Annotated in this window: 19 protein-coding genes, 1 tRNA gene and 2 pseudogenes; 6 read left to right on the top strand and 16 right to left on the bottom strand. The window is 68.1% G+C overall.

All coding sequences use genetic code 11. The features are described from left to right. The 4 genes from AB4Z09_RS23590 to AB4Z09_RS23575 all read left to right on the top strand — a co-directional run bounded on the left by AB4Z09_RS23590 (window position 1) and on the right by AB4Z09_RS23575 (window position 5235). Window positions 1-1593 carry a thiamine pyrophosphate-binding protein gene (locus AB4Z09_RS23590; RefSeq protein WP_174907628.1) on the top strand — a complete coding sequence of 531 codons (1593 nt, stop codon included), beginning with the start codon at window positions 1-3 and terminating at the stop codon, window positions 1591-1593. Then, window positions 1590-3005 (top strand): aldehyde dehydrogenase family protein, encoded by a 1416-nt coding sequence (locus AB4Z09_RS23585; protein ID WP_254622742.1) that lies wholly within the window; start codon window positions 1590-1592, stop codon window positions 3003-3005. The genes AB4Z09_RS23590 and AB4Z09_RS23585 overlap by 4 nt, the downstream gene beginning before the upstream one ends. A gap of 71 nt (window positions 3006-3076) precedes the next feature. After that, window positions 3077-4234, top strand: a complete 1158-nt coding sequence (locus AB4Z09_RS23580) for an acyl-CoA dehydrogenase family protein (protein WP_442240798.1) — start codon at window positions 3077-3079, stop codon at window positions 4232-4234. Further along, window positions 4234-5235 carry a DMT family transporter gene (locus AB4Z09_RS23575; RefSeq protein WP_174907624.1) on the top strand — a complete coding sequence of 334 codons (1002 nt, stop codon included), beginning with the start codon at window positions 4234-4236 and terminating at the stop codon, window positions 5233-5235. Before AB4Z09_RS23580 ends, AB4Z09_RS23575 begins: the two co-directional genes overlap by 1 nt. On the opposite strand, the pseudogene AB4Z09_RS23570 reads toward AB4Z09_RS23575, so the two are convergent. Then, a pseudogene (locus AB4Z09_RS23570) lies at window positions 5167-5768 on the bottom strand (YceI family protein). The gene AB4Z09_RS23575 and the pseudogene AB4Z09_RS23570 overlap by 69 nt on opposite strands. Before the next feature lie 315 nt (window positions 5769-6083). Here AB4Z09_RS23570 and mdlC point away from each other — a divergent pair. After that, entirely contained in the window at window positions 6084-7712 is a 1629-nt protein-coding gene (gene mdlC / locus AB4Z09_RS23565) for a benzoylformate decarboxylase (protein WP_174907622.1), read from the top strand. Between the two features lie 431 nt (window positions 7713-8143). On the opposite strand, the gene AB4Z09_RS23560 is transcribed toward mdlC, so the two are convergent. Then, window positions 8144-9739, bottom strand: a complete 1596-nt coding sequence (locus AB4Z09_RS23560; protein WP_442240797.1) for an MFS transporter — start codon at window positions 9737-9739, stop codon at window positions 8144-8146. Between the two features lie 77 nt (window positions 9740-9816). Next, window positions 9817-10806 carry a linear amide C-N hydrolase gene (locus AB4Z09_RS23555; RefSeq protein ID WP_174907617.1) on the bottom strand — a complete coding sequence of 330 codons (990 nt, stop codon included), beginning with the start codon at window positions 10804-10806 and terminating at the stop codon, window positions 9817-9819. A 458-nt stretch (window positions 10807-11264) separates the two neighbouring features. Between AB4Z09_RS23555 and AB4Z09_RS23550 the strand changes: the two are divergent. Beyond that, window positions 11265-11837 (top strand): annotated as a pseudogene (locus tag AB4Z09_RS23550) (carotenoid oxygenase family protein); the annotation flags it as partial. Between the two features lie 182 nt (window positions 11838-12019). On the opposite strand, the gene AB4Z09_RS23545 reads toward AB4Z09_RS23550, so the two are convergent. The 13 genes from AB4Z09_RS23545 to AB4Z09_RS23485 form a co-directional block, all read right to left on the bottom strand. Beyond that, window positions 12020-12364, bottom strand: coding sequence for a hypothetical protein (locus AB4Z09_RS23545; protein WP_174907614.1), 345 nt, complete (start codon window positions 12362-12364; stop codon window positions 12020-12022). Window positions 12365-12389: 25 nt separating this feature from the next. After that, window positions 12390-13430, bottom strand: a complete 1041-nt coding sequence (locus tag AB4Z09_RS23540) for a MerR family transcriptional regulator (RefSeq protein ID WP_174907612.1) — start codon at window positions 13428-13430, stop codon at window positions 12390-12392. Between the two features lie 33 nt (window positions 13431-13463). After that, window positions 13464-14792, bottom strand: a complete 1329-nt coding sequence (locus AB4Z09_RS23535; RefSeq protein WP_114723876.1) for an MFS transporter — start codon at window positions 14790-14792, stop codon at window positions 13464-13466. After that, entirely contained in the window at window positions 14789-15247 is a 459-nt protein-coding gene (locus AB4Z09_RS23530) for a MarR family winged helix-turn-helix transcriptional regulator (protein ID WP_114723826.1), read from the bottom strand. Before AB4Z09_RS23530 ends, AB4Z09_RS23535 begins: the two co-directional genes overlap by 4 nt. Before the next feature lie 99 nt (window positions 15248-15346). After that, window positions 15347-16231: a hypothetical protein gene (locus tag AB4Z09_RS23525; protein ID WP_442240796.1), complete on the bottom strand. Its 885-nt coding sequence runs from the start codon at window positions 16229-16231 to the stop codon at window positions 15347-15349. A 2-nt stretch (window positions 16232-16233) separates the two neighbouring features. Next, the gene (locus AB4Z09_RS23520; RefSeq protein ID WP_114723824.1) at window positions 16234-16566 is read right to left on the bottom strand and encodes a histone-like nucleoid-structuring protein Lsr2; all 333 of its coding nucleotides are present in this window, start codon (window positions 16564-16566) and stop codon (window positions 16234-16236) included. A 135-nt stretch (window positions 16567-16701) separates the two neighbouring features. After that, a complete protein-coding gene (locus AB4Z09_RS23515) occupies window positions 16702-17121 on the bottom strand; it encodes a GlcG/HbpS family heme-binding protein (RefSeq protein ID WP_442240795.1) in 420 nt (139 codons plus the stop codon). 123 nt (window positions 17122-17244) lie between these two features. After that, window positions 17245-18582, bottom strand: coding sequence for a TerD family protein (locus AB4Z09_RS23510; protein ID WP_442240803.1), 1338 nt, complete (start codon window positions 18580-18582; stop codon window positions 17245-17247). A gap of 84 nt (window positions 18583-18666) precedes the next feature. Continuing rightward, complete coding sequence (locus AB4Z09_RS23505) at window positions 18667-19401, bottom strand: MBL fold metallo-hydrolase (RefSeq protein ID WP_442240794.1); 735 nt, start codon at window positions 19399-19401, stop codon at window positions 18667-18669. A 121-nt stretch (window positions 19402-19522) separates the two neighbouring features. Beyond that, window positions 19523-19610: transfer RNA gene (locus AB4Z09_RS23500), tRNA-Ser, on the bottom strand. Between the two features lie 51 nt (window positions 19611-19661). Further along, a complete protein-coding gene (locus AB4Z09_RS23495) occupies window positions 19662-19859 on the bottom strand; it encodes a CsbD family protein (protein ID WP_114723820.1) in 198 nt (65 codons plus the stop codon). A 145-nt stretch (window positions 19860-20004) separates the two neighbouring features. Further along, complete coding sequence (locus AB4Z09_RS23490; protein ID WP_114723819.1) at window positions 20005-20463, bottom strand: nucleoside deaminase; 459 nt, start codon at window positions 20461-20463, stop codon at window positions 20005-20007. A 16-nt stretch (window positions 20464-20479) separates the two neighbouring features. Continuing rightward, window positions 20480-21022 (bottom strand): tRNA adenosine deaminase-associated protein, encoded by a 543-nt coding sequence (locus AB4Z09_RS23485; RefSeq protein WP_114723818.1) that lies wholly within the window; start codon window positions 21020-21022, stop codon window positions 20480-20482. Window positions 21023-21046: the final 24 nt, after the last annotated feature.

The raw sequence follows: 21046 nt of genomic DNA, 5'->3' as shown, positions 1-21046 counted from the left end.
ATGCAGAGCACAGTTCGCACCGGCGGGCAGGCGCTCGTCGACGCCCTGGCTCGACACGGCGTCGACGTGGTGTTCGGGATTCCGGGCACGCACAATCTGTCGATCTACGCCGCTCTCGCCGAGTCCGGCATCGAACACGTCTCACCGCGTCACGAGCAGGGCGCGGGATACGGTGCCGACGGGTACGCCCGCGTCAGCGGTCGCCCCGGGGTCTGTATCACGACAACCGGTCCCGCCATCCTGAATGCGGCAGCTGCTGCGGCGCAGGCATACTCGGATTCGGTGCCGGTCCTGTTCGTCGCGCCCGGCCTGCCGCTCGGTCACCCGAGCAACGGCAACGGCTACCTGCACGAGGTCCGGGACCAGTTTCGGGCGATGGACTCCGTCGTCGGTCACGCACAACGCGTCACGAGCGTCGCGGAAATCCCTCTCGCCGTTGCGCAGTGCTTCGCCGCCATGGCAACCGGACGTCCGCGTCCCGCATACCTCGAGATTCCTCTCGATCTGCTCGACGAAAGCGCCCCCGTGATTCCCGTCGCGCCGGTGAGCCCCTCCATCATCACACCGGCACCATCGCTCCTGGACGAGGCTCAGGCATTGCTGGGCCGATCCGAGCAGCCACTGTTGATCGTCGGTGGCGGTGCAGCAGGGGCCGCCTCCGAGGTTCGTGCGCTAGCCGAACTGCTGGGCGCACCGGTGATCACGACCGCGAACGGAAAAGGCACACTGGAGGAATCGCATCCGCTCGCCCTCGGTGCGGGACTGCAGCACCCGTCGGTCGCGAAACTGGTCGCCGACAGCGACCTGGTGATTGCGGTGGGCACCGAGCTCGCTCCCTCGGACTGGTGGTGGGGGCCTATCGCCGACACCACGCTGATCCGGATCGATGTCGACCCCACCTCGGTCTCGACCAATGCGCGGCCCACCGTTGCCATCGTCGGCGACGCCGCGAAATCCCTCGCTGCGTTGACCGCCGCGTACACGGGAGCTCCGCGGGACGGTGCCGCGAGAGCACAACTGTGGCGCGAGCGACTGCAGGCGGATGCGCGCGACGAGGGGGCTCGCTACGTGCGGCTGTGTAGGTCGCTCGATGCGGTGCTCGACGACACCGCCGTGCTGGCCGCCGACAGTGCAATGGCCTGTTACTACGGAGCGCTGTCGAACCTTCCGCTGCACCGGCCGCGGTCCTTCCTCTACCCCACCGGGCTCGGCACCCTCGGCTACGGCCTGCCCGCGGCGATCGGAGCGAAAGTCGGTGCACCGGAGCGGCAGGTGGTTGCGATGCTGGGTGACGGCGGGGTGATGTTCACGATCGCCGAGCTCGCCGCGGCGGCCGAGGCCCGGCTGCCGATCCCCGTGGTGATCGTCGACAACGGCGGCTATGGGGAGATCCGCAACGAGATGGTCGACCGCGACGACCGGGTCCACGCCGTCGACCTCGGCACCCCCGACTTCCCCGCGCTGGCTCGCGCTCTCGGCTGCTACGGGGTAGCTGTCGGATCCTCGGAGGAAGTTGGTCCCGCGGTCGCGGCCGCCCTCACTGCGGACCGTCCGACCCTGATCCATGTGCGCGAGGAAGAGGTGGAGCAGTGACGACATCGTGGATGCGTGACGCGGTCCTGATCGACAACGAGTGGCGCCGCTGCCCGACCGTCTCCGACGTGTACAACCCGGCGACGGAGGAGGTCGTCGGCAGCGCCGCGACAGCATCGATCGCCGATGTCGATGCGGCGGTGCGGTCCGCACGGAACGCGGGGAAAGACTGGGGCCGAACCGATACCGGCACCCGCGCCGACCTGTTGGACGCCCTCCATGCTCAGTTGGTCTCCGGGCGCGATCGACTCGTGGCCGCCACGGTCGCGGAGGTGGGCGCCCCGGTGACCGTCGCCGAGGCCTCGCACGTCGACCTGGCGATCGAGATCATCGCATCGTTCGCCGACATCGCCCGACGGATGCCGGCACACGACACGATCGGCAACTCGACCATCCTACGGCGCCCGGCCGGGGTGGTCGGCTGCATCACGCCCTGGAACTACCCTCTGTACCAACTGGCGGCGAAGGTCGGCGCGGCGCTGGCCGCCGGGTGCACCACGGTCGTCAAGCCTGCCGAGCTCACCCCGCTCTCGACGTACCTGTTCTGCGACGCTCTACTCGAGGCCGGAATGCCTTCGGGTGTCGTCAATCTCGTTCCCGGGCGCGGATCGGTCGTCGGTGCCGCCATCGTCGAGCATCCCGGCGTGGACGTGGTCTCGTTCACCGGTTCGACGACGGTGGGCCGCCAGGTGGGGCGGGTGGCGGGTGAGCAACTCAAGCGTGCGTGCCTGGAACTGGGAGGCAAGTCGGCCAGCGTGGTCCTCGATGACGCCGACCTGTCGAGTGCGGTCGTCGGCTCGGTGGAAGCTGCGATGCTCAACAGCGGGCAGACGTGCAGCGCCTGGACCCGGCTGTTGGTTCCGCGGCAGCGGTACGCCGAGGCCGTCGAGATGGCGGCGGCCCATTCCGAGGCGATGACCGTGGGCGACCCGCTCGATCGCAACACCCAACTGGGGCCGGTGGTCTCCGGTCAGCAGCGGGCCGCGATTGCGGACTCGGTCGAGCGCGCACTCGCCCGTGGCGCTCGATTAGCTGCCGGTGGCACTCAGACGATTTCGGACCGCGGACACTACCTTCGCCCCACGGTCCTGGCCGACGTCGACCGGGCGGACCCGATTGCCCGGGAGGAGATCTTCGGCCCGGTGCTCGTGGTCCTTCCCCACGACGGCGACGACGACGCGATCGAAACGGCCAACGACAGCGAGTACGGACTTGCCGGCGCAGTCTGGTCGGCGGACCGCGATCGCGCGCTGGCGGTGGCCGGTCGCATGGACACCGGTCAGGTCGACGTCAACGGTGCCGATTTCAATCCGCTGGCCCCCTTCGGCGGTTGGAAGAACTCCGGCCTCGGTCGAGAGTTGGGCCGCGTCGGCATCGACGAATACACCGAACTGACGGCTGTCCAACTCTGACGATGGACCGCCGACTCCCCTGATTCCCCCTCAGCAACACACACCTTCACCAACGCCGAAAGAGGCTCCCCATGACCAGCACCCAGTTCGATCCGTGGCCGCTCACCGTCGAGCAGCGCGAGATCGTCAAGCTCTGCCGTGATTTCGCCGAGAAGGAGATCCGCCCGCGCGGCCGCGAGGTCGACGAGGCCGACGTGGTCACGCCCGTCGACATCTTCGCCAAGGCCGCCCAGGTCGGCATCACCGACTTCATGATCGCCGAGGAGTTCGGTGGCGGCGGCATGACCGACGTGTTCACGCAGTGCCTGGTGCAGGAGGAGCTCTGCTGGGGCGACCCCGGCATCGGAAACCTGGTGTGCTCCAACGGCTTCTTCTCCGACCCCCTGATGGCACTCGGCACCGCCGAGCAGAAGGAGAAGTGGCTGCGGCCGCTCACCGGCACCAATCCGCTGATGACGGCGCTGGCCACCACCGAGCCCGGCTCGGGCTCGGACGCCGCGTCGATCATCACCACCGCCGCCCGCGTGGACGGCGGGTACCGGATCAACGGCCAGAAGGCGTGGATCTCCAATGCGGGCGCTGCCGACCAGTACGTGGTGTTCGCCAAGACCGATCGCAACGAACGGTCCAAGGGCGTCACCGCATTCCTGCTCACCAAGGACACGCCCGGCTTCACATGGGGTGAACCGATGAAGAAGATGGGGCAGCGTGCGATCGTCTGCCGCGAGCTGTTCTTCGACGATGTGTTCGTCCCCGAGGAGAACCGGCTCGGCGACGAGGGCCAGGGCTTCTACGGTCTCATGGAGACCTTCGACATCTCACGAATCGTCCTCGGTGCGGCCGCCGTGGGAGCTGCCCGCGCCGCCTACGAGTACGCGCTCGAGTACGCCCGCACCCGCAAGCAGTTCGGCAAGCCGATCATTGAGCACCAGGCCGTCGCATTCCGACTGGCGGACATGGCAACCCGGATCGAGGCGTCACGGCTCATGGTCCATCACGCCGCGCGCTCGATCGACGCGGGCGTGAACACCACCGGGCTGGCAGCGATGGCCAAGCTGACCGCGTCCGAGACCGCAATGTTCGTGACCCACGCCGCCGTCCAGACCCTCGGCGGCTGGGGCTACTCGCGCGAGTACCCGGTCGAGCAGTGGATGCGGGATGTCAAGCTCGAGGAGATCGAGGAAGGCACCTCCGACATCATGCGGCTCATCATTTCCCGGAAGCTCTGATGAGCCGAGGCCCAGGCGCCGCCGTGAACGCCGGATCGCGTTCGCTAGGGACAGGCGCCTGGGCCGCCGGGCTCGCGTCCGCCGCGGCGTACGGTCTGACTCCCGTGGTCGCGGTCCTCGCGTACCACGACGGAGTCTCGCCGTCCGTCCTCGTCACCCTACGGGGAGTGTGCGGTTCCGTGGTGCTGCTGTTGATCGCTGCCGGAACCGGCCGCCTTCGGGGCATCAGCCGGCGACCGGCAGCGGCGCTGCTCTTCCTGTGCGGTCCACTCTTCGGAGTCCAGATCCTGGCCTACTTCGCGGCGGTGCAAGCCACCGGCGCCCAGGTGGCGCTGGCGCTGGTCCACATCTACCCGTTGTTCGTGCTGCTGCTGGTGTGGCTGGCCCGCCGACAACGCGTCAACGTGTGGACGGTGGCGCTGTGTGTGCCGATGCTCTGCGGGATCGGCCTCGTCGCCGGTGGCGGTGCAGCGTCGTCCTCGATCACGGTGATCGGTGTCGGCGCGGCATTGCTCAGCGCCTCCGGATACGCGGTGTATCTGGTCCTGGGCGAAGAATGGGGACGATCGGTCGGAGTTGTCAACGCGGCACTGCTCGTCACCGTCGGAGCGACGATCACAACCGGAATCGTCGCTGTGGCGACGAGCCAGAGTTTCGCCGTGCCACAGGGTGTATGGCACGTCGCTGTCGTGCAGGGGCTACTGCTCAATCCGGTCGGAATCGGTTGCGCGTTCTACGCGATGCGGCGTCTGGGATCGGTGGCGATGAGCATGATCGGTCTTCTCGAACCGATCTTCGGCATCGTCAGCGCGGCCCTTGTTCTCGGCGAACGCCTCGACCCGGTTCAGTGGCTCGGCGTCGGCTTCATCCTCTCGCTCGGCGGCCTGCTGCCGTGGACGATGTCGGATCGGCGCCGACGCCCAGTCGCATCGTCAGGCGCGGTCCATGCTCACCAGGAAGTCGACCGTGCCGGCGTCGTCGATGGTCACGAATCCCAGTGACGGCGGCGTGATTCCGTAGTCGGACCACGTGACCGGGACGCTGCCGGACGCAACCAGTTTGTCGCCGGCGTGCAGGACCTTCACGTCGACGGTCACCGGCCGGGTCTGGTCCTCGAGGGTCAGCCTCCCGTCCGCCTTCACGGTGGTGGCGGTTCCGTCGGTGGGTAGCGAGGCCGGATCGACCGGCGTCGTGAGGGTGAACGTCGCGGTCGGGAACGTGTCGGCGGCCATGACGTTGCCGCGGAACTGTCCGTCGCGACGCGAGTTGTCGGTGGCGATGGCGGCCACCTGGACCACCACCTGGGCGCCGGAAAGCTTCTCACCGGAGACGTCGGCGGTCCCGGCCACCTGGTCGGTGGCGCCGACGACAGTGACCCGCGCGCCGAAACCGACGCCGCCTGTGCACCCTCGGTGGACACGCTCGCGGCCGGGGCGTCGTCCTCGGCGATGAACTCACCGTAGATCCAGGGGCCCGCCGGAACACCTGCGAGCACCACCACGACCGCGCCACCGATGAGCCACCACTTCTTCATCGGCACAGCGTATGAGCACGACGGGGTAGGCACCACGGCTACGTCGCCGCCCGGTGAGGTCTCGACCACCGGTGCGCCGCTCGGCCCCGCACGTCCGCCTCGAAACGCCGGGCCCGGTCGACCTCGTGTTCAGAATCCCGCATCGTCGCCGCATCGAATTCATCCGTCGATTCATCCGTCGACTTCCGAATCGGAACACTCCGGCCATGATTCACTCGACAAGGCTGATGAGCACTGCAGATCGAAAACCCATCAAGACCAAGCCGGACATCACCGAACCCCGCTTCGGGGCGGCCACGGGGAGGATGGATCTCAATGAGTACGATTCGCGACGTCACGTTCGATCTTCTGCGCAAACTCGGAATTACCACGGTATTCGGCAATCCAGGTTCGACCGAGGAGACATTCCTGAAGGATCTGCCCAGCGACTTCAGATACATCCTGGCGCTGCAGGAGGCTTCAGCAGTCGCCATAGCCGACGGCTACGCTCAGGCCACCCGCTCCCCCGCGCTGGTCAACGTGCACACATCGGCGGGCATTTCCAACGCGATGAGCAACATCATGACTGCGGCGATGAATCACACCCCGCTCATCGTGACCGCCGGAAACCAGACGCGAGAAATGCTCCTGATGGAGCCGTGGCTGACCAACGTCGAGCCCGAAATGCTGACGAAGCCCTGGGCCAAGTGGAGCTACCAACCGGTGCGCGCCGAGGACGTGCCCGCGGCGTTCATGCGTGCGTACGCGATGGCGATGCAGCCGCCGGCCGGTCCGGTCTTCCTCTCGATCCCGCTGGACGACTGGGACCGACCCGCGGCGAGCACCCCGGTGCTTCGCTCGGTGACGACGCGGATCGGACCGGACCCCGACCGAATCGAGGAGTTCGCCCGCCGGTTGTCCGACGCGAAGAACCCGGTGCTCATCTACGGCTCCTCGATCGCGCGCGGGGACGGCTGGGCACAGGCGGTGGCACTGGCGGAGAAGCTCGGTGCACCCGTGTGGGCGGCACCGTCCTCGGAGCGCCCGCCGTTCCCCGAGAACCACCCCAAGTACAGGGGCGGGCTGCCGTTCGCCATCGGCCCCCTGTCGGAACGACTGGCGGGCCACGACATCGGAATCGTCATCGGGGCACCGGTGTTCCGCTACTACCCGTACGTTCCGGGAGAGTATCTACCGGAGGGCATGTCACTCCTGCACGTCACCGACGACCCCGCCGAGGCAGGGAAGGCCCCGGTCGGCGACAGTCTGCTGTGCGATGCGGTCCTGGCCCTCGAGGGTTTGCTCGAGCGGGTCGAGGAACGGGCCCCGAGTGGCCCCGTCGCCGTGAATCCGCACCGCATGGCCCCGCATCCGGCGCCGCTTGTCGCCGAGGCGGGCGAGGCGGGCGGGACACTGACCGCGCTCGAGGTGTTCGAGGCGATCCGGTCCGTGGTGCCCGACGGCACCGTCCTGATGGAGGAGTCGCCGTCCAACATCGCGGAGTTGCACACCGCGTGGCCCATCGAGAAGCCCGACTCGTTCTACACCGCCGCGAGCGGCAGCCTCGGCTGGAATCTGCCGGCCAGTGTGGGTATCTGTCTCGCGGAACGTGATTCAGGCCGCAATCGCCCGGTGGTGGTGATGATAGGCGACGGATCGTTCCAGTACGCCATCCAGGCGTTGTGGACCGCCGCCGCCCACGAACTACCGATCCTCTACGTGGTTCCTCGGAACGAGGAGTACGCCATCCTCAAGGCGTTCGCCAAGCTGGAGGAGACGCCAGGAGTGCCGGGACTCGACATCCCGTCCCTCGACTTCGTCTCCCTCGGAGAGGGATACGGATGCGCAGGCGAACGAGCGGAGACCGTGGACGAGGTGCAGATCGCGGTGAAGGCCGCGCTCGCACGCTCCGGCCCCACCGTTCTGGAGGTTCCGATCGCAGCAACGGTCCCGCCACTGCTGTAGCCCGACATGGACTCCTCGATCGACTACCCAGACGCCGATCGACTACCTGACGCGCTGCCGTTAGCAGCGACCCACAGCCGCTTCGACATTCGAGGTGGCCTGATCTGATAGACCCGACTTCGCCAGACAAGTGGCCGTGCCGAGCTGAACCGCGAGCAGAACCAACACCGCCCCGCCCGCGCCGGCGGTGTTGGCTGCCTAGTGGGACTGCCTGAGAAACGGTGGATCCGGTCGTGGTCTGACACGCCGGGCGTGAGCCTGGCGGGAAGTATCGAGAGTCACCGATGCCTCGTTCGACCCGTAGATCGTCGGGAAACGTCAGCGACGCCTGACCGGGGTGGACGAGATCGTCCACTCGACCGGAACTACCACCCTCACCCACGCGACAACGCTCACGCCCTGTGGGTGCCAGCCCTGTTCCATTTTTCCCTTCACTGTTCCCGTCGAGTGGGCAGTTGGCGGAACGTCACGAGTGGCAGCAATACCGCAAGTCCGAGCACGAACAGGCTCGCGCGCAGCGCGACCAGTCTGGAATCGACGTTGATCTCCACCGCGCGGTCGAGCTGTGCCGAGGTCAAGTCCAGTCCGGCGAGACGGCCGCGGAGGTCATCGTTCGCGACGAAGCTGACCGAACTGGTGGTCACTTCGATTCTGCTGTCGGACCGCAGATCCGGGTCGTCAGCGACACGGCCCGAGGCGGATTGGGCGAGCACGGACATCAGCACGGCTCCCGCGACGGCAGTACCGGTGCAGAGTCCGAGGAAGTTCGCCATACCCCGAGCACTGCCGATCTCTCCGGAGAGCGACTGCGGGCTGGTCTCCATGAGCAGTGCACTTCCCGCACTCAGTCCGACTCCGATACCGAGACCCAGGCACACCTCGCTGACCCCGGTCCACACACCCGACCACTGATTCGAAATGGTCAGTGCCAGCAGCATCACGGCTGCGGCAGCGAGCACATGGGCACCGGTCAACAGCCAGCGGCACGCGAACAATCGCATCAGAACCGGTGTCGCAGCCGCCGAGACGAGCGCGGCGAGGGAGATCGGCACCAGCATCAGTGCCGAACCCACGGGCGTCTTGCCCAATACCATCTGGGTGTACAACGGCAACAGGTAACTCACGCCGGCCATCAGCAGGTTCACCGCGACCAGACCAATCAGGCAGGCACGGTTGAGCCCCGACCCGAACACCTGGGGGTCGAGCAGGGCCGTCCTGCCACCGTCGACGAGCGAATGCTGCCGCGCGGCGAACACATGCAGCACCAGCACGCCGAGCAGCAAAAATGCCAGCACGGGCGACAGGCCGAGCACACTCACCGGCGCCGACTCGGCGGCCAGGAGAAGTCCCCATGCGCCGATCTGGTTGATCGCCGCGACCAACAAGAGCACACCGACCGCCGACAGCGCGATACTCGCCTTGTCGATGGAGCCCCGGAAGGGAGTCCGGGGCAGAACCACCCGGGAAGCGATGACGATGGTCCCCGCGATGACAACGAGCAGAAGGAGGAAGGGCGCCCGCCAGCCCCAGGTCTGCACGAGGAATCCACCGACCAACAGCGCGAGCGCAGCACCGATACCCGTGCTGCCCGCCAGGATCGACACAGCGACGGTGCGCTGTGTGCCGGAGTAGGCCTGACCGAGAATCGCCAGCGCGTTGGGAACGAGCAGCGCGCCACCGAGTCCCGCGACCGCTTCGCCCGCGATCAGCGCCGAGACATCCCGGGCCAGGAGACAGATCAGCATGCCTGCGATGTAGACGGTCAAGCCGAGCAGCTGGGTGTTCTTGGCACCGAGGACTCCGCTGATCTTGCCGCCCGTGACCGTGAAGGCGGCAACGAACACCCCGTACGCGACGATCGCCAACTGCACGTTCGAGATCGTGGTGTCCAGGCCCTCGACCACGCCGCTGATCGCCATGGGTAGCACCGACGCGTTGAACACCGAGACGAGACCAGTGAAACACACGAGAATCAGCGGCAACCAGCTCGCTCGCAGCAGCGCCTCGTCCGCGCTCTCGGTTGTCACACGAACGGCAGGCTGCTGATCAGCGGTGTCCATAGGTGCACCCCTCGGGGATCGTGCAGTGGGTTCGAGCCTGAAGATCAGGACGGCAGAGTCAGGAACTGCATCGGGGCCGTTTCCGCGAAGCGGCCGGTGACGTTGCCGGCGAGTCCGCCCTCGAGCGCCGTATCGCTCATCAGGTCAAGCTTGCCCGCCGGCGCGCCCACCCCGAAATCCAGCTTGTCCAGGTCCACCCACACGATGTTGGGCCGTGTCGTCGAGTCGAAGACGAACCGCTTGTTGGTCAGGTCGGCAACCGTCTGCCAAATCGTCTGCGACGCATACGGCTTGTCGGGATCGGGGATGCGGAAAGGCTGGGCGGCATTGCGGATGACGCTGAACATTCCCGCGACCGCCTCGACCTCGGTCTTGGGCTCGGGCAACCGGCCCACGTAGTACGCGGCGCGGGCGAACCGGTCGGTCGCGAGCGTGGTCCCGGGCAGGGGCCTGGTCCCACCGAACCCGTCGATCTCCTCGAGCAGTTCGATCTGCTTGTCGTAGGTCGGCGAATTGGTCATCACGCGATAGGCGCGGTCGTGCCAGACGGTGGCCTTGCCGTCGACGTACTCGATGATCGCCGAATCTCCGGTCGCATCATCCAGCGCGAGGTGTACCGCGGGCACCTCGCCGGTCGCCGGGTCCCCGAGCGGTACAACCTGAACGTCGGACTCGGTGATCCACGCGGCGGCGTCCGCCACCGTGGCGAAGTTGTCCAGGAAGTACTGAAGCCAGATCGCCATGCTCAGAGCCGGCCGCGACTTGTCATGGGTGCCGTACTCGGACTCCGCGAGCCACAGGACGTGCCCCGCCAGCCCCGCCTCGTTCATGCCGTCCACCGTCATCATGTCGAACGCACCGGCCACGACACTGCCGTATTCGGCGGCCCAGCTGAGTGAACCACCGACGCCGTCATCACGTTTGATTCCCCGGGGAAGCGACCACAGGTTCGTTCCGGTATCTCGGTGATAGTCCATATTTCGCCCGACGAGCACAGCCCCTGCGGCGTCCGGCCAGATCACCCTGGTGCACATCACTCCACCTTCCGCAGGTCTCGAAAGAGCTGGCTTCTTCGTCGAGATCTCGAAACTGGATTAGGCGAACGATAGCAAGACTTTCGAGAGCGGCAGGCTCATTGGAGCAATCACCGCGAGCCCCCCACCACTCGTTCTCAGCCCGCGCCGAAACTCTCAATCATTTTGGTGGACACCCTGTTCTCCGATCCGGTCATCGTGTTCGAGGAGTGGGACGAGGTCGGGGCTCCCGGACACGACGAATGCGAGCGAGTCCCTCCGCGTTGGAGTTCCAGACGGGGTGCGTCTCGGTGAACGCCGCGCTCGCATGCTCCGGCCCACCGGTCTGGAGGTTCCGAGCGCGGCAACGGCCCCGCCGCTGCTGTGGCCGCCGACTCGGGTCTCGTCGGGTGATGCCTGCCGGATCGGCCGGGACCGGTCTGGCAGGTATCCCGCACGGGAAGATCTTCCGGACCGGATACAACTGGTTCACCGGCGACGGCATGGTTCACGGCGTCCGACTCGGCGACGGGCAGGCACTGTGGTACCGGAACCGGTGGGTCGACTCGGAAGCGACGTCGGCGACCCTGCAACGGTTGGCCCCCTCCGAGCGCGGCCGATCACCCCTGCACGGACCGTCTGCGAACACGAACGTCATCGGGTTCACCGGCAAGACGCTCGCCCTGGTCGAGGGCGGTCTGGCGTGCGTGGAACTGTCCGAGGAACTCGACACTGTCGATGTCTGCGACTTCGACGGCACCGTTCGCGGCGGATACACAGCGCACCCATCGGGGGATCCGGAAACCGGTGAGCTCCATGCGGTTTCGTACCACTTCGGTAGGGGAAACACCGTGCAGTACAACGTGATCGGCGCCGACGGCCACCTCCGGAAGAAGATCCCGATCCGCGTCGGCGGCAGTCCGATGATGCACGCCTTCTCCCTGAGTCGCGACTACGTGGTGGTCTACGACCTGCCGGTGACGTTCGACGTTCGAAGCGCCGTCGCGGCCAACGTGGCCCGGCCACTGCGCCCCCTTGGCGGCATTGGCCTCCGAACGGACCGTGACCGCGGCGTGGCCGCCACTCGCGACTTCGATCCCCGATCGGCGATCGGCGATCGGGGAGTTCGTCTTTCATCCCGCGTCTTCCGTTTGCGCGGAGGCCGGATTCCACGGCAACTGGATACCGACAGCGACGCACACGCCCTGACGCAACCGTGTCGACGTCCAGCGGTCTACGGGTGCGAGGGCCTCGGTTCGACGGAACGTTCGGTGACGGCCACGCCGACCTCGTCGACGGCCGTGCGGATCATCGCCCCGTACCCGTCGTCGCCGAGCGCGTCGAAATACCGACCGGCCGCATCGCGATGCTCGCGCGCCTGGTCGAACGATCCGAGCTGCCGGAGGTTGTCGGCGAGATTGAGGTGCAGCGACGGATAGAAGCCGCGAACCACGAGACCCGCGCGGTGTTGCCGGACACGGTCATTCGTGAGGGCATCGGCGCGGGCGGCGTCCGGGTCGCCGTCGCGGCCGAGCGTGACGGCACGGATGATCGCGTCCGTCGTGAGGTCCGTGGTCATCGCGGTTCTCCTGTCGCGGTGGAAGTTACGGGGCAGTGGGCATGGCGAGCGTGGTGAGGTCGCCGACGGTGGCGGAGCGGATGACGACGGGCTGGTCGGCGGCGGAGAGGTCGAGCATGACGTCCGGTCCGACAGCCGTGGCGAGCGCGGCGCGCAGGGTGCCGGACGCGAAGTGCACCTCGATGCCCGGGCCGGACACCTCGGCGGTGAGGCGCGTTTCGCCCTCGCCGACACACACCCCCACGGTGTCGGTGGCGATCGTGCACCGGATCCTCGCGTCGGGACTGTCCTCGATCGCGGCGAGCAGGGCGTCCCGGGACACGACGACCCGGGTGGACGCGGCGGGCAGGGCGGTGAGCATCGCCCGGTAGTCGGGGAACGCGTCGTCGATGGTGGCGCATCGTCTTTCGTCATCGCCGGCGGCGACGACCAAGCGATCGGATCCGGATCGGAGGACGACGTCCCGGCACCCACGCAGCCACGGGCCGAGCGCGGCAAGCTCGGCGGCGGCCACGACGACGGCCCACGGATCACCCGCGCCGGGGCAGGCGATGCTGCGCGTCGACAGGCGGTATCGGTCGGTGGCGGTGAGTGTGACGGCCCCGTCCCCCACCTCCACGAGAATCCCGGCCAGGACCGGAAACGCGGGATCCGACGCCACAGCGACCCGCACCTGCCCGATGGCATCGGCGAGCGTGGCGGCGCAGATCGACGCCGAGGGCCGCGGCGGCGGCGCCTGTCGGACGGACTCGGCGACCGCGGCGGCGGCGTCGGCCCGCTCCCGCAGCGCGCGGACGTGTGCGTCGAGCAGGCGCCCGGCGTCGTCGACCCCGTCGAGGATCCGCGCCACGACGTCCAGCGGGACGGCGATCTCCCGCAGCCGGCGGATCATCGTGGCCTGGTCGCGTTGGGCCTCGGTGTAGTACCGGTACCCGGTCGACGGATCGACGCAGGCCGGGACGAGTAGCCCGCAGTCGGCGTAGAAGCGCAGCGCGCTCGGTGTCAGTCCGCTCGCTCGCGCGAGCACGCCGATCGTGATCAACCTGTCCGTTCCGAATTCGCTCATCGGGCCATCATGGAGTCTCGACCAGCTTGAAGGTCAAGCCGCTTTCGAACGGACGGCCTCGGTGGACGCCGGGCCCTCGGCGATCGCGGGGGCCGGGGCGGTCGGTTCCTCCGGATCCTCGGGGATCGGTTGCGCCTGGGCGGTGACCTTCTTGCCGCGGCCGATCACGATCGCCGCGACCAGGGCGACGACCAGACACGTGATCGCGCCGAGCAGCAGCCCGGCCCGGCCGCCCCACTCCTGGCTGACCCAGCCGGCGACGGGGCCTCCGATGGCCGTCGAGCCCTGGAACGCCGTGGCCCACAGCGCCATGACACGGCCACGCATCTGTGGTTCGGCCTCGAGCTGGAGGGTGCTGTTGGTGGTGGAGTTGAACGCGATGCTGACGGCGCCGACGATCACCAGCGCGATCAGTTCCACCGCCAGCGTGGGCGCGGCGGCCGCGGCCACCAGCGAGAAACCGAACGCGGCGGCCGCGACGATCAGGACGCGAGTGCCGGTGCGACCCCACGTGGCGACCAGCAGGCCGCCGCACACCGCGCCGATGCCCATCGCGGCCGTCATGAACCCGTACGCCTCGGAGCCGGCGCCGAACGTTTGATCGGCGACGATCGGGAGCACCACCTGGAACTCGAACGCGAGGCATCCGATGAACGCCATCATCAGCAGCGGCACCGCGAGATTGCGGTTGCCGCGGACGTAGCGCAGGCCCTCGCGGAGCTGGCCGCGGGCGCGTTCCATCGGCGGCGAGCGGTGCAGCTCGGAGACGTTCAGTCGCAGCAGCGACGTCACCACCGCGACGAAGCTGGCGGCGTTGAGCAGGAAGCACACGCCCAGCCCGCCGGCCGCGATCGTGACACCCGCGACCGCCGGACCGACGATGCGCGACGCGCTGACCAGCGTGGACTGCAGGCTGACGGCGTTGCGCAGGTCCGCCGGACCCACCATCTCGAGCAGGAACGACTGCCGTGCCGGGTTCTCGAAGCAGTTGTTGAGGCCGAGCAGCAGCGCGAGCACGTACACGTGCCACAACTGGACGGTGCCGGTGATCGTGAGGACGCCGAGGACGAGGGCCTGGACGCCCATCATCGTCTGCAGCACGATCATCAGCCGTCGCTTGTCGGTGCGGTCGGCGATGACACCGCCGTACGGCCCGAGCAGCAGGACCGGCAGCGTCTGCAGCGCGACGACCAGGCCGATCGCGGTGCCCGAGCCGGTGAGTTCGAGGACCAGCCAGGACTGCGCGACGAGCTGCATCCAGGTGCCGATGAGCGAGACGGCCTGGCCGCTGATGAAGCGGCGGAAGTTGCGGTTCGCGAGTGCCGCGAACGTCTGACGTCCGAGTTTTCCCGCGGCCGTCATGAGCGGGCCGTAGCCCGGGCCTGACACATCCGTTCGCCGAGCGCCTCGAGGGCCGGCAGCGCGTCGAGCAGATCCTGGGTCTTGGTCTCGGGGAGTTGGGCGAGGTACTCGGCGAACAACTGGGTCCGCTTGTCCCGCAACTGCGAGTGCAGGGCGATCCCCGCGGGCGTCGCGGCGACGACGACGGCTCGGCCGTCGTCGGGATCGGCCGAGCGCATGAGCAGCCCCTCGGCCTCCATCTTGCCGATCATCCGCGAGAGCATCGTCGGGTTGAGGGTCTCGATCTCGGCCATCTCGCTGGCCCGGATCGGCCCGCGGCGCACCGCGGTGGTCAGGATCGAGAACTGAGTCTTGGTCAGCTCACCGCCGGACGTCTGCCGGTCGACCTGCCGGGAAATGCGTCCGAGTGCGACACGAAGCCGGGAGACCTCGTCGTCGTCGAAGAGGCTCGTCAACGTCCACCTCCAATTTACTTGCTTGTCGGCAAGCATACATTGAAGGCGTGGCGATCTCCACCCTCGGGTGCGTGACACCAGCCACGGGAGGGCGTCGGGTCAGGTCAGTTTCGCGGCCCGCACGACGGGCAGCAGACGCTGCTGGTTGTCCACCCACTCGCGCATCACGACCATCTCCTCGCGCCGCTGCACCGAGTCCCAGGTCGCCATCTCGATGTTGCCGACGAGGTTCTGGCTCTCCTTGACCACGCGTTCCCGCTTGGCCGTCACCACCCGGTCGCGGTAGCGCTTGACGGAGACGCGCAGGTCCTGGATGGCGTCGATCTCGCTCTTGATGACCTCGAGCGGCCGCGCGACGTCCTCGTCGAGTTCGGCGGGGTCCTCGATGCCGGCCGTGACGAGCCGCTGCTTGAAGAGGTGGATGCGGTAGAGGTCGGTGTGGATCTTGCGGGCCACGTCGTCGAGCTTGTCCCCCGTGATCCGCATCGGCGCGACATCCTGTCCGGCCCAGTCGAGGAACGCCTTGAACAGGGCCACCTCGGTGGCCAGGTAGACGAGCAGCGCGACCTCGGTGAGGACCTTGGGGTCGTCCGGATGCGGCCGGCTCTTGACGCTGAGCAGCTCACCCTTGACGAGGACCTCGTGCTTGGGGAACACCCGGTGCAGCAGATCCAGGTAGACGCCGGGGCCCACCTTCTTGCTGCGGATGCGCGTGATCCCGGCCTCGTAGCGGGCGGTCCACTCGCCACCGTCGTTCGGGATGTCGTACAGGAACACCCGGATCGGATCGCCGTGGGAAAAGGACGTATCCGAACCCCGCGCCTCGTCGGCAGCGGCATCGTCGGCATCGTCGGCGCCCGCCGCGTCCGGTTCCGCCACGGGCGAATCCGCGGCGACCACCGCGGGGGTGGCCGCGTCCAGCTGCTCCGCGACCACGGGTTCGGGCGCGGCAGCCGCCTTCTTGCGCTTACTGACGGTCGCCATGACTAGTGGGCGGCCGCGTACGCCTTGACGATGTCACCCGAGATCCGGCCGCGGGTCGACACCACATAACCGTTGCGGGCGGCCCACTCCCGGATCTCCTGGGTGCTGGCCCCATCTGTCGTCGGCTTCGCGGCACGGGTCGTCTGGCGTCCGCCGACCTTGGTGGAATGGCGGATGTAGTAGTCCAGCTTGCGGTGGAACTCGGTGGCGTTCTTGTCATTGAGGTCGATGGTGTACTCGACGCCGTTGACAGCGAAACTGATGGTCTCGCCACCGAAGTCGATGGGCTCACCATCAAGATCATCGATGAGCTCGACAATTACCTTCTGTGCCACGTGTTACTCCCGAGGTTCGTCAACCAAGCTGCATCGGGAGCCTACGGGACAACCCCCACACAACCCGATGCGGATCAGGGTCGTCACGGCGTCGACCGTGACGGTGAGACCTTCGCGGTGCCCGCCGGGCGCCGGTCAGCGCGCGGCGACACCTGCCTGCGCGTATTCGACGTCCTGCTCCGGCTGCGCGCCGCTCACGCCGATCCCGCCGACGACCTCCCCGTCGACGCTCACGGGCAGGCCTCCGGGCAGCGTCGTCAGCGACTGCTGGGTCTGCGCATCGATCAGGTCGACCAGCGCGGGATGGGCGTCGGCCAGCCCGGAGTAGGCGGTCGTGGGTATGCCGATCAGCGCCGAGGTCGCGGCCTTCGCGCGTGCCACCCCGGGGGTGAACCATGCGGCGCCGTCGTCGCGCACCACCAGCAGATCGTCTCCCCGCGCGTCGACGACGGTCACGCTGACCCGGTTGCCGTCCCGCCGCGCGGCATCGATCGCCGCGTCCGCGGCGCGCCGGGCCGCCGCGAGATCGAGCCGGGCCTGCTTCGTATCCGCCATCGAACGTCCTCCCTCAGTTGCTCTCGTCGACCTCGATCAAACACGAGCCGCGCTCCGAATCCCCATCCGAGGGTCGGGGATTCGACGATCGCGGCCCCGGACGACCCGGAGCGACCGTCCGGATCAGGCCGGGCACTTCCCGCTGTACTTGTCCAGCCCGAGACCGCCGTTGCGCTTCTTGCTGCGCCCGGTGGGACCACCGGACGGCTTGCGCACCCACTTGCCCTTCGAGTCCAGGCCGGGCATCCGTTCGCTGCCGATGCGGCTGTAGCGCGTCTCGCCGTCGACGGTGAGCACCCCGTCCTGCACGTCGATGTGCGCGACCGTCGCCCAGAACGAGTTCTTGCTGTTGCCGACGTAGACGAGGATCTCGTCGGCATCCGGGCCGGGCAGCCCGTCCTTGCCGGCGCGGCCGTAGCGGATCGCCACGCGCGGATTACCGAAGGCGTCCAGGGCGCCCGCCCCGTTGTCGACGCTCTGGTAGATGTTGACCAGCAGGTCGCCGTTCTCGTTGGGCAGCACCCGCACCTGCTCGACGGCCGGCTTCTTGCCCTTGCCCGGACCCTGGCTGTCCCCGTAGTGGTGGATGAACGGCCAGTGCTCGAGGCTCCCCTGGTGCCCCTTGTCGCCGCTGATGACGACGTACTCGTCGGTGTCCTCGTTGCGGCAGAAGAAGTACACGTCGAGGTCCCCGGTGCCGTACTTCTTCACTTTGCCGTTGCGGTCGTAGGTGGCGCCGCGCCCGTCCCATTCGAGGCCGACGGTCAGGACCCAGTTCGGATCCCCCTGCCCCTTCCTCAGGTCGATCCGCGCGGTCCGATCGGGCGACTCCTTGGTGAGCGCCACCTTCACCTTCTCGAAGGAGATCGGTGGTGCCGCGGCCGCGGCGGGCGCCGCGATCTCCGGAGTGGGCGGCGCGGACGGCGACGCAGGCGCCGAGGTGGCGTCGGCCGGCGTCCCGGGATCGTCGACGTCGATGCCGTGCTCACCGGCCAGCGCCGCCAGGCCCTGGCTGTAGCCCTGTCCGATCGCGTCCATCCGCCAACCGGTTCCCCGCCGGTACAGCGCGACGACCTGCAGCACCGTCTCCGTGGACAGACTCGACGGCGTGAAGCGGAGCCGCTGGGAGGTCTGGGAGGTACCGTGCACCTCGACCGCCAGACCCGTGATCGCACCGAAGTCGATGCCCTGGGCTTCCGTGCTGGCGGTGAGCAGGACCCGATGGATGTCCGCCGGCACCGTGGTCAGGTCGACCGAGACGCTGTCGTCCGCGGTGAGCGCGACACCCGGCGCCATCGGGTTGTTGAAGAAGACGAAGTCGTCGTCGGAACGCACCTTGCCGTCGTCGGCGAGCAGCACCGCGGCGATGTCGACCATCCCCGGCTGACCTGCCGTGGTCACGCGGACCGTGTACCGATCCTCGGCCAGGTCGGTCTTCGAACCCTTGACCACTTCCAGCATCGTGCGTGCCCCCACCGTTCCTGTTCGTCGTGCGACGGCCGCGTCGACCGCGCACCATGCTGACACACCGCGTCGCAGCCGATCTCAGCGCGCTCCGGCGGAAGGCGCGAACGGGTCTGTGGCGGTGCCGATTCGCGCATACGCCTCCTCGAGGACGGCCTCGCCGTGACCTAATCCCGCGATCCGCGCTCGCGTCGCCGCGATCCGCGCGAGAGAACGGCTCGCAGCATCCCTGTCGACGTCGAAGACGCCGAGGATCACCTCGCCGTCGAACTCGGCCACCGCGTCCCCCGTGAGGACGGCATCGGCGTCAGGCAGGTAGAGGGCGATGCTCCCGGGGGTGTGCCCGGGAACGCCGATGACTCGCGTCCCGCCCGCGAAGTCCAGGACGTCGCCGTCGCGGACCTCACGGTCCACGCGGCAGGCAGGTCCGTGGGACGGCTCGTCGAACTCGGCGTGGATGGTCTTCTCGCGATCCGTCAGACGGGGAAGAGGACCGCGCTGTGCCCCCGCCACGAACGGCGCGTCAGCGGCACCCGCGATGACCTCGACGTCCGCCCACCGCGCGATCTCGGCGGCCGAACCGGTGTGGTCTTCGTGGAAATGCGTGAGCACGATCCGCGTCACGTCGGTGCGCTGCCGGCCGAGCACCGACAGCGCGTCGGCGATCAGATCGGCGCTGTCGGGCCAGCCCGTGTCGATGAGCGTCACACCGTCGGCGCCGAGCCAGAGGTAGCAGTTCAACAGGTGCGCTGGGCCGGTGGGGATGCGGAGGCGATGCAGCGCAGGCGTCAGCTGCTGAAGATCGGGGCGAGGCATACCGCGACGGTAGGTAGGCAATGGAGACCGCGTCCCCCGATTTCGTTCTCGGCGGACAGATTTCGACCACAGCGAACAACAGAAAAGTCCCCCACCCCGAAGGGGTGAGGGACTTTCTCGGCGGTGGCGGAGGGATTTGAACCCTCGGTGCGGGGTTACCGCACACAGCATTTCGAGTGCTGCACCTTCGGCCGCTCGGACACGCCACCGCCGAGAACTGTACCGGAGCCGACGCTCAGCCTGAAATCGGCAGGTCAGCGTCACTTTCCAGTCAGTTTGTCCTTGGCGGTGGAGGCGGCGTCCTTGACCTTCTCCGCGGCGTCCTTGACGGCGGATTCGACCTGGTCGCCCTTGCCCTCGTTCTTGAGGTCCTCGTCGCCGGTCGCCTTGCCGGCGGTCTCCTTGGCCTTGCCCCCGAGGTCCTGCGCTTTGTTCTGAGCCTTGTCTGCGATTCCCATGAGCACTCCTCCGTGAATCTGCGTGAACCTTGCGGTCCCGGTGCCACACGAGCACCTGCCTCCACCAGACCACGATCTGCGGAACTCTGCCGAGAAACTCCGCCCATGTGGGCGGCAATCACCCACATCGCTGCAGGTAGAACCGTCAGCGCTGGTCCTGAAAGAAACTTTCGAGCAGGCCCGCGCACTCGTCCTCGAGGACGCCGGCGCGCACCTCCGGACGGTGGGTGAGGCGACGGTCACGGACCACGTCCCACAGCGAACCGACCGCGCCGGTCTTGGGTTCCCACGCGCCGAACACCACCCGTTTGACGCGGGCGAGGACCAGCGCGCCGGCGCACATCGTGCACGGCTCCAGCGTCACCGCGAGGGTCGCGCCCTCGAGCCGCCAGCCGTCGCCGTGCACCTTGGCCGCGGCGCGCAGCGCGAGGATCTCGGCGTGCGCGGTGGGGTCACCGGCGGCCTCGCGGGCGTTCGCCGCCCGCGCCAGTTCCACACCGTCCGCGTCGAACACCACGGCGCCCACCGGCACGTCCGCGTCCGATGCGGCGGCGGCCGCGTCGAGGGCGACACGGATCATCCGCTCGTCGTCCTGGAGGCTCACGCCGGGCTGCCCGCGGTCAGCGTGACGAGAGCTTGTCGAGCTCCGCCGACAGCTCCGTCTCGAAGCCGCAGCGCTGCGCGACCATCGCGAGCTGCTCGTCCGGGTACAGATCGTGCTCGGCGAGGATCACCCCGAGCACGGCGTCCGGCAGACCCAGGTCGGCGAGCACACCGAGGTCGCCCTCCTCCCACGGTTCGACGTCGTCGAGCTCGTCGGGGTCGATGTCGGGGATCTCGATGTTGAGCGACTCGAGGACGTCCGCGGCGATGTCGTAGTCGATGGCGGCCGTGGCGTCGGAGATCAGCAGGCGGGTGCCGGTCGGGGCGGGACGGACGATGACGAAGAACTCCTCGTCGACGTCGAGCAGACCGAACACGGCGCCGGAGCTACGCAGCTCGAGCAGTTCCTTCTCGGCGGTCCGCAAACTCGTCAGTGCACCGCCGGTCAGCGGCGTGCACTTCCAGCGGCCTTCCTCGCGGACGACAGCCATACCGAAGCCGTCCAAGTCCTCGATCGAACCCGCGGAGGCGCTGTTGTTGTTCGCGCGCTGTGCACCCATGCGCGCAACGGTAGCCCGCGCGGT

The organism is Rhodococcus sp. TAF43 (genome assembly GCF_052113525.1).
GTDB lineage: Bacteria > Actinomycetota > Actinomycetes > Mycobacteriales > Mycobacteriaceae > Prescottella.
The sequence above is the reverse complement of the archived record's forward strand: the minus strand, read 5'-3'. Positions and strand labels throughout refer to the sequence as shown.

Bases quoted from the DNA above. Each gene is read 5' to 3' on its own strand.
- AB4Z09_RS23555 (WP_174907617.1), bottom strand. From the start codon at position 10,806: ATGTGCACCAGGGTGATCTGGCCGGACGCCGCAGGGGCTGTGCTCGTC.
- AB4Z09_RS23540 (WP_174907612.1), bottom strand. From the start codon at position 13,430: ATGAGCGAATTCGGAACGGACAGGTTGATCACGATCGGCGTGCTCGCG.
- AB4Z09_RS23510 (WP_442240803.1), bottom strand. From the start codon at position 18,582: ATGCTGGAAGTGGTCAAGGGTTCGAAGACCGACCTGGCCGAGGATCGG.
- AB4Z09_RS23590 (WP_174907628.1), top strand. From the start codon at position 1: ATGCAGAGCACAGTTCGCACCGGCGGGCAGGCGCTCGTCGACGCCCTG.
- AB4Z09_RS23485 (WP_114723818.1), bottom strand. From the start codon at position 21,022: ATGGGTGCACAGCGCGCGAACAACAACAGCGCCTCCGCGGGTTCGATC.
- AB4Z09_RS23580 (WP_442240798.1), top strand. From the start codon at position 3,077: ATGACCAGCACCCAGTTCGATCCGTGGCCGCTCACCGTCGAGCAGCGC.
- AB4Z09_RS23545 (WP_174907614.1), bottom strand. From the start codon at position 12,364: ATGACCACGGACCTCACGACGGACGCGATCATCCGTGCCGTCACGCTC.
- mdlC (WP_174907622.1), top strand. From the start codon at position 6,084: ATGAGTACGATTCGCGACGTCACGTTCGATCTTCTGCGCAAACTCGGA.
- AB4Z09_RS23515 (WP_442240795.1), bottom strand. From the start codon at position 17,121: ATGGCGGATACGAAGCAGGCCCGGCTCGATCTCGCGGCGGCCCGGCGC.
- AB4Z09_RS23535 (WP_114723876.1), bottom strand. From the start codon at position 14,792: ATGACGGCCGCGGGAAAACTCGGACGTCAGACGTTCGCGGCACTCGCG.
- AB4Z09_RS23495 (WP_114723820.1), bottom strand. From the start codon at position 19,859: ATGGGAATCGCAGACAAGGCTCAGAACAAAGCGCAGGACCTCGGGGGC.
- AB4Z09_RS23575 (WP_174907624.1), top strand. From the start codon at position 4,234: ATGAGCCGAGGCCCAGGCGCCGCCGTGAACGCCGGATCGCGTTCGCTA.
- AB4Z09_RS23525 (WP_442240796.1), bottom strand. From the start codon at position 16,231: ATGGCGACCGTCAGTAAGCGCAAGAAGGCGGCTGCCGCGCCCGAACCC.
- AB4Z09_RS23505 (WP_442240794.1), bottom strand. From the start codon at position 19,401: ATGCCTCGCCCCGATCTTCAGCAGCTGACGCCTGCGCTGCATCGCCTC.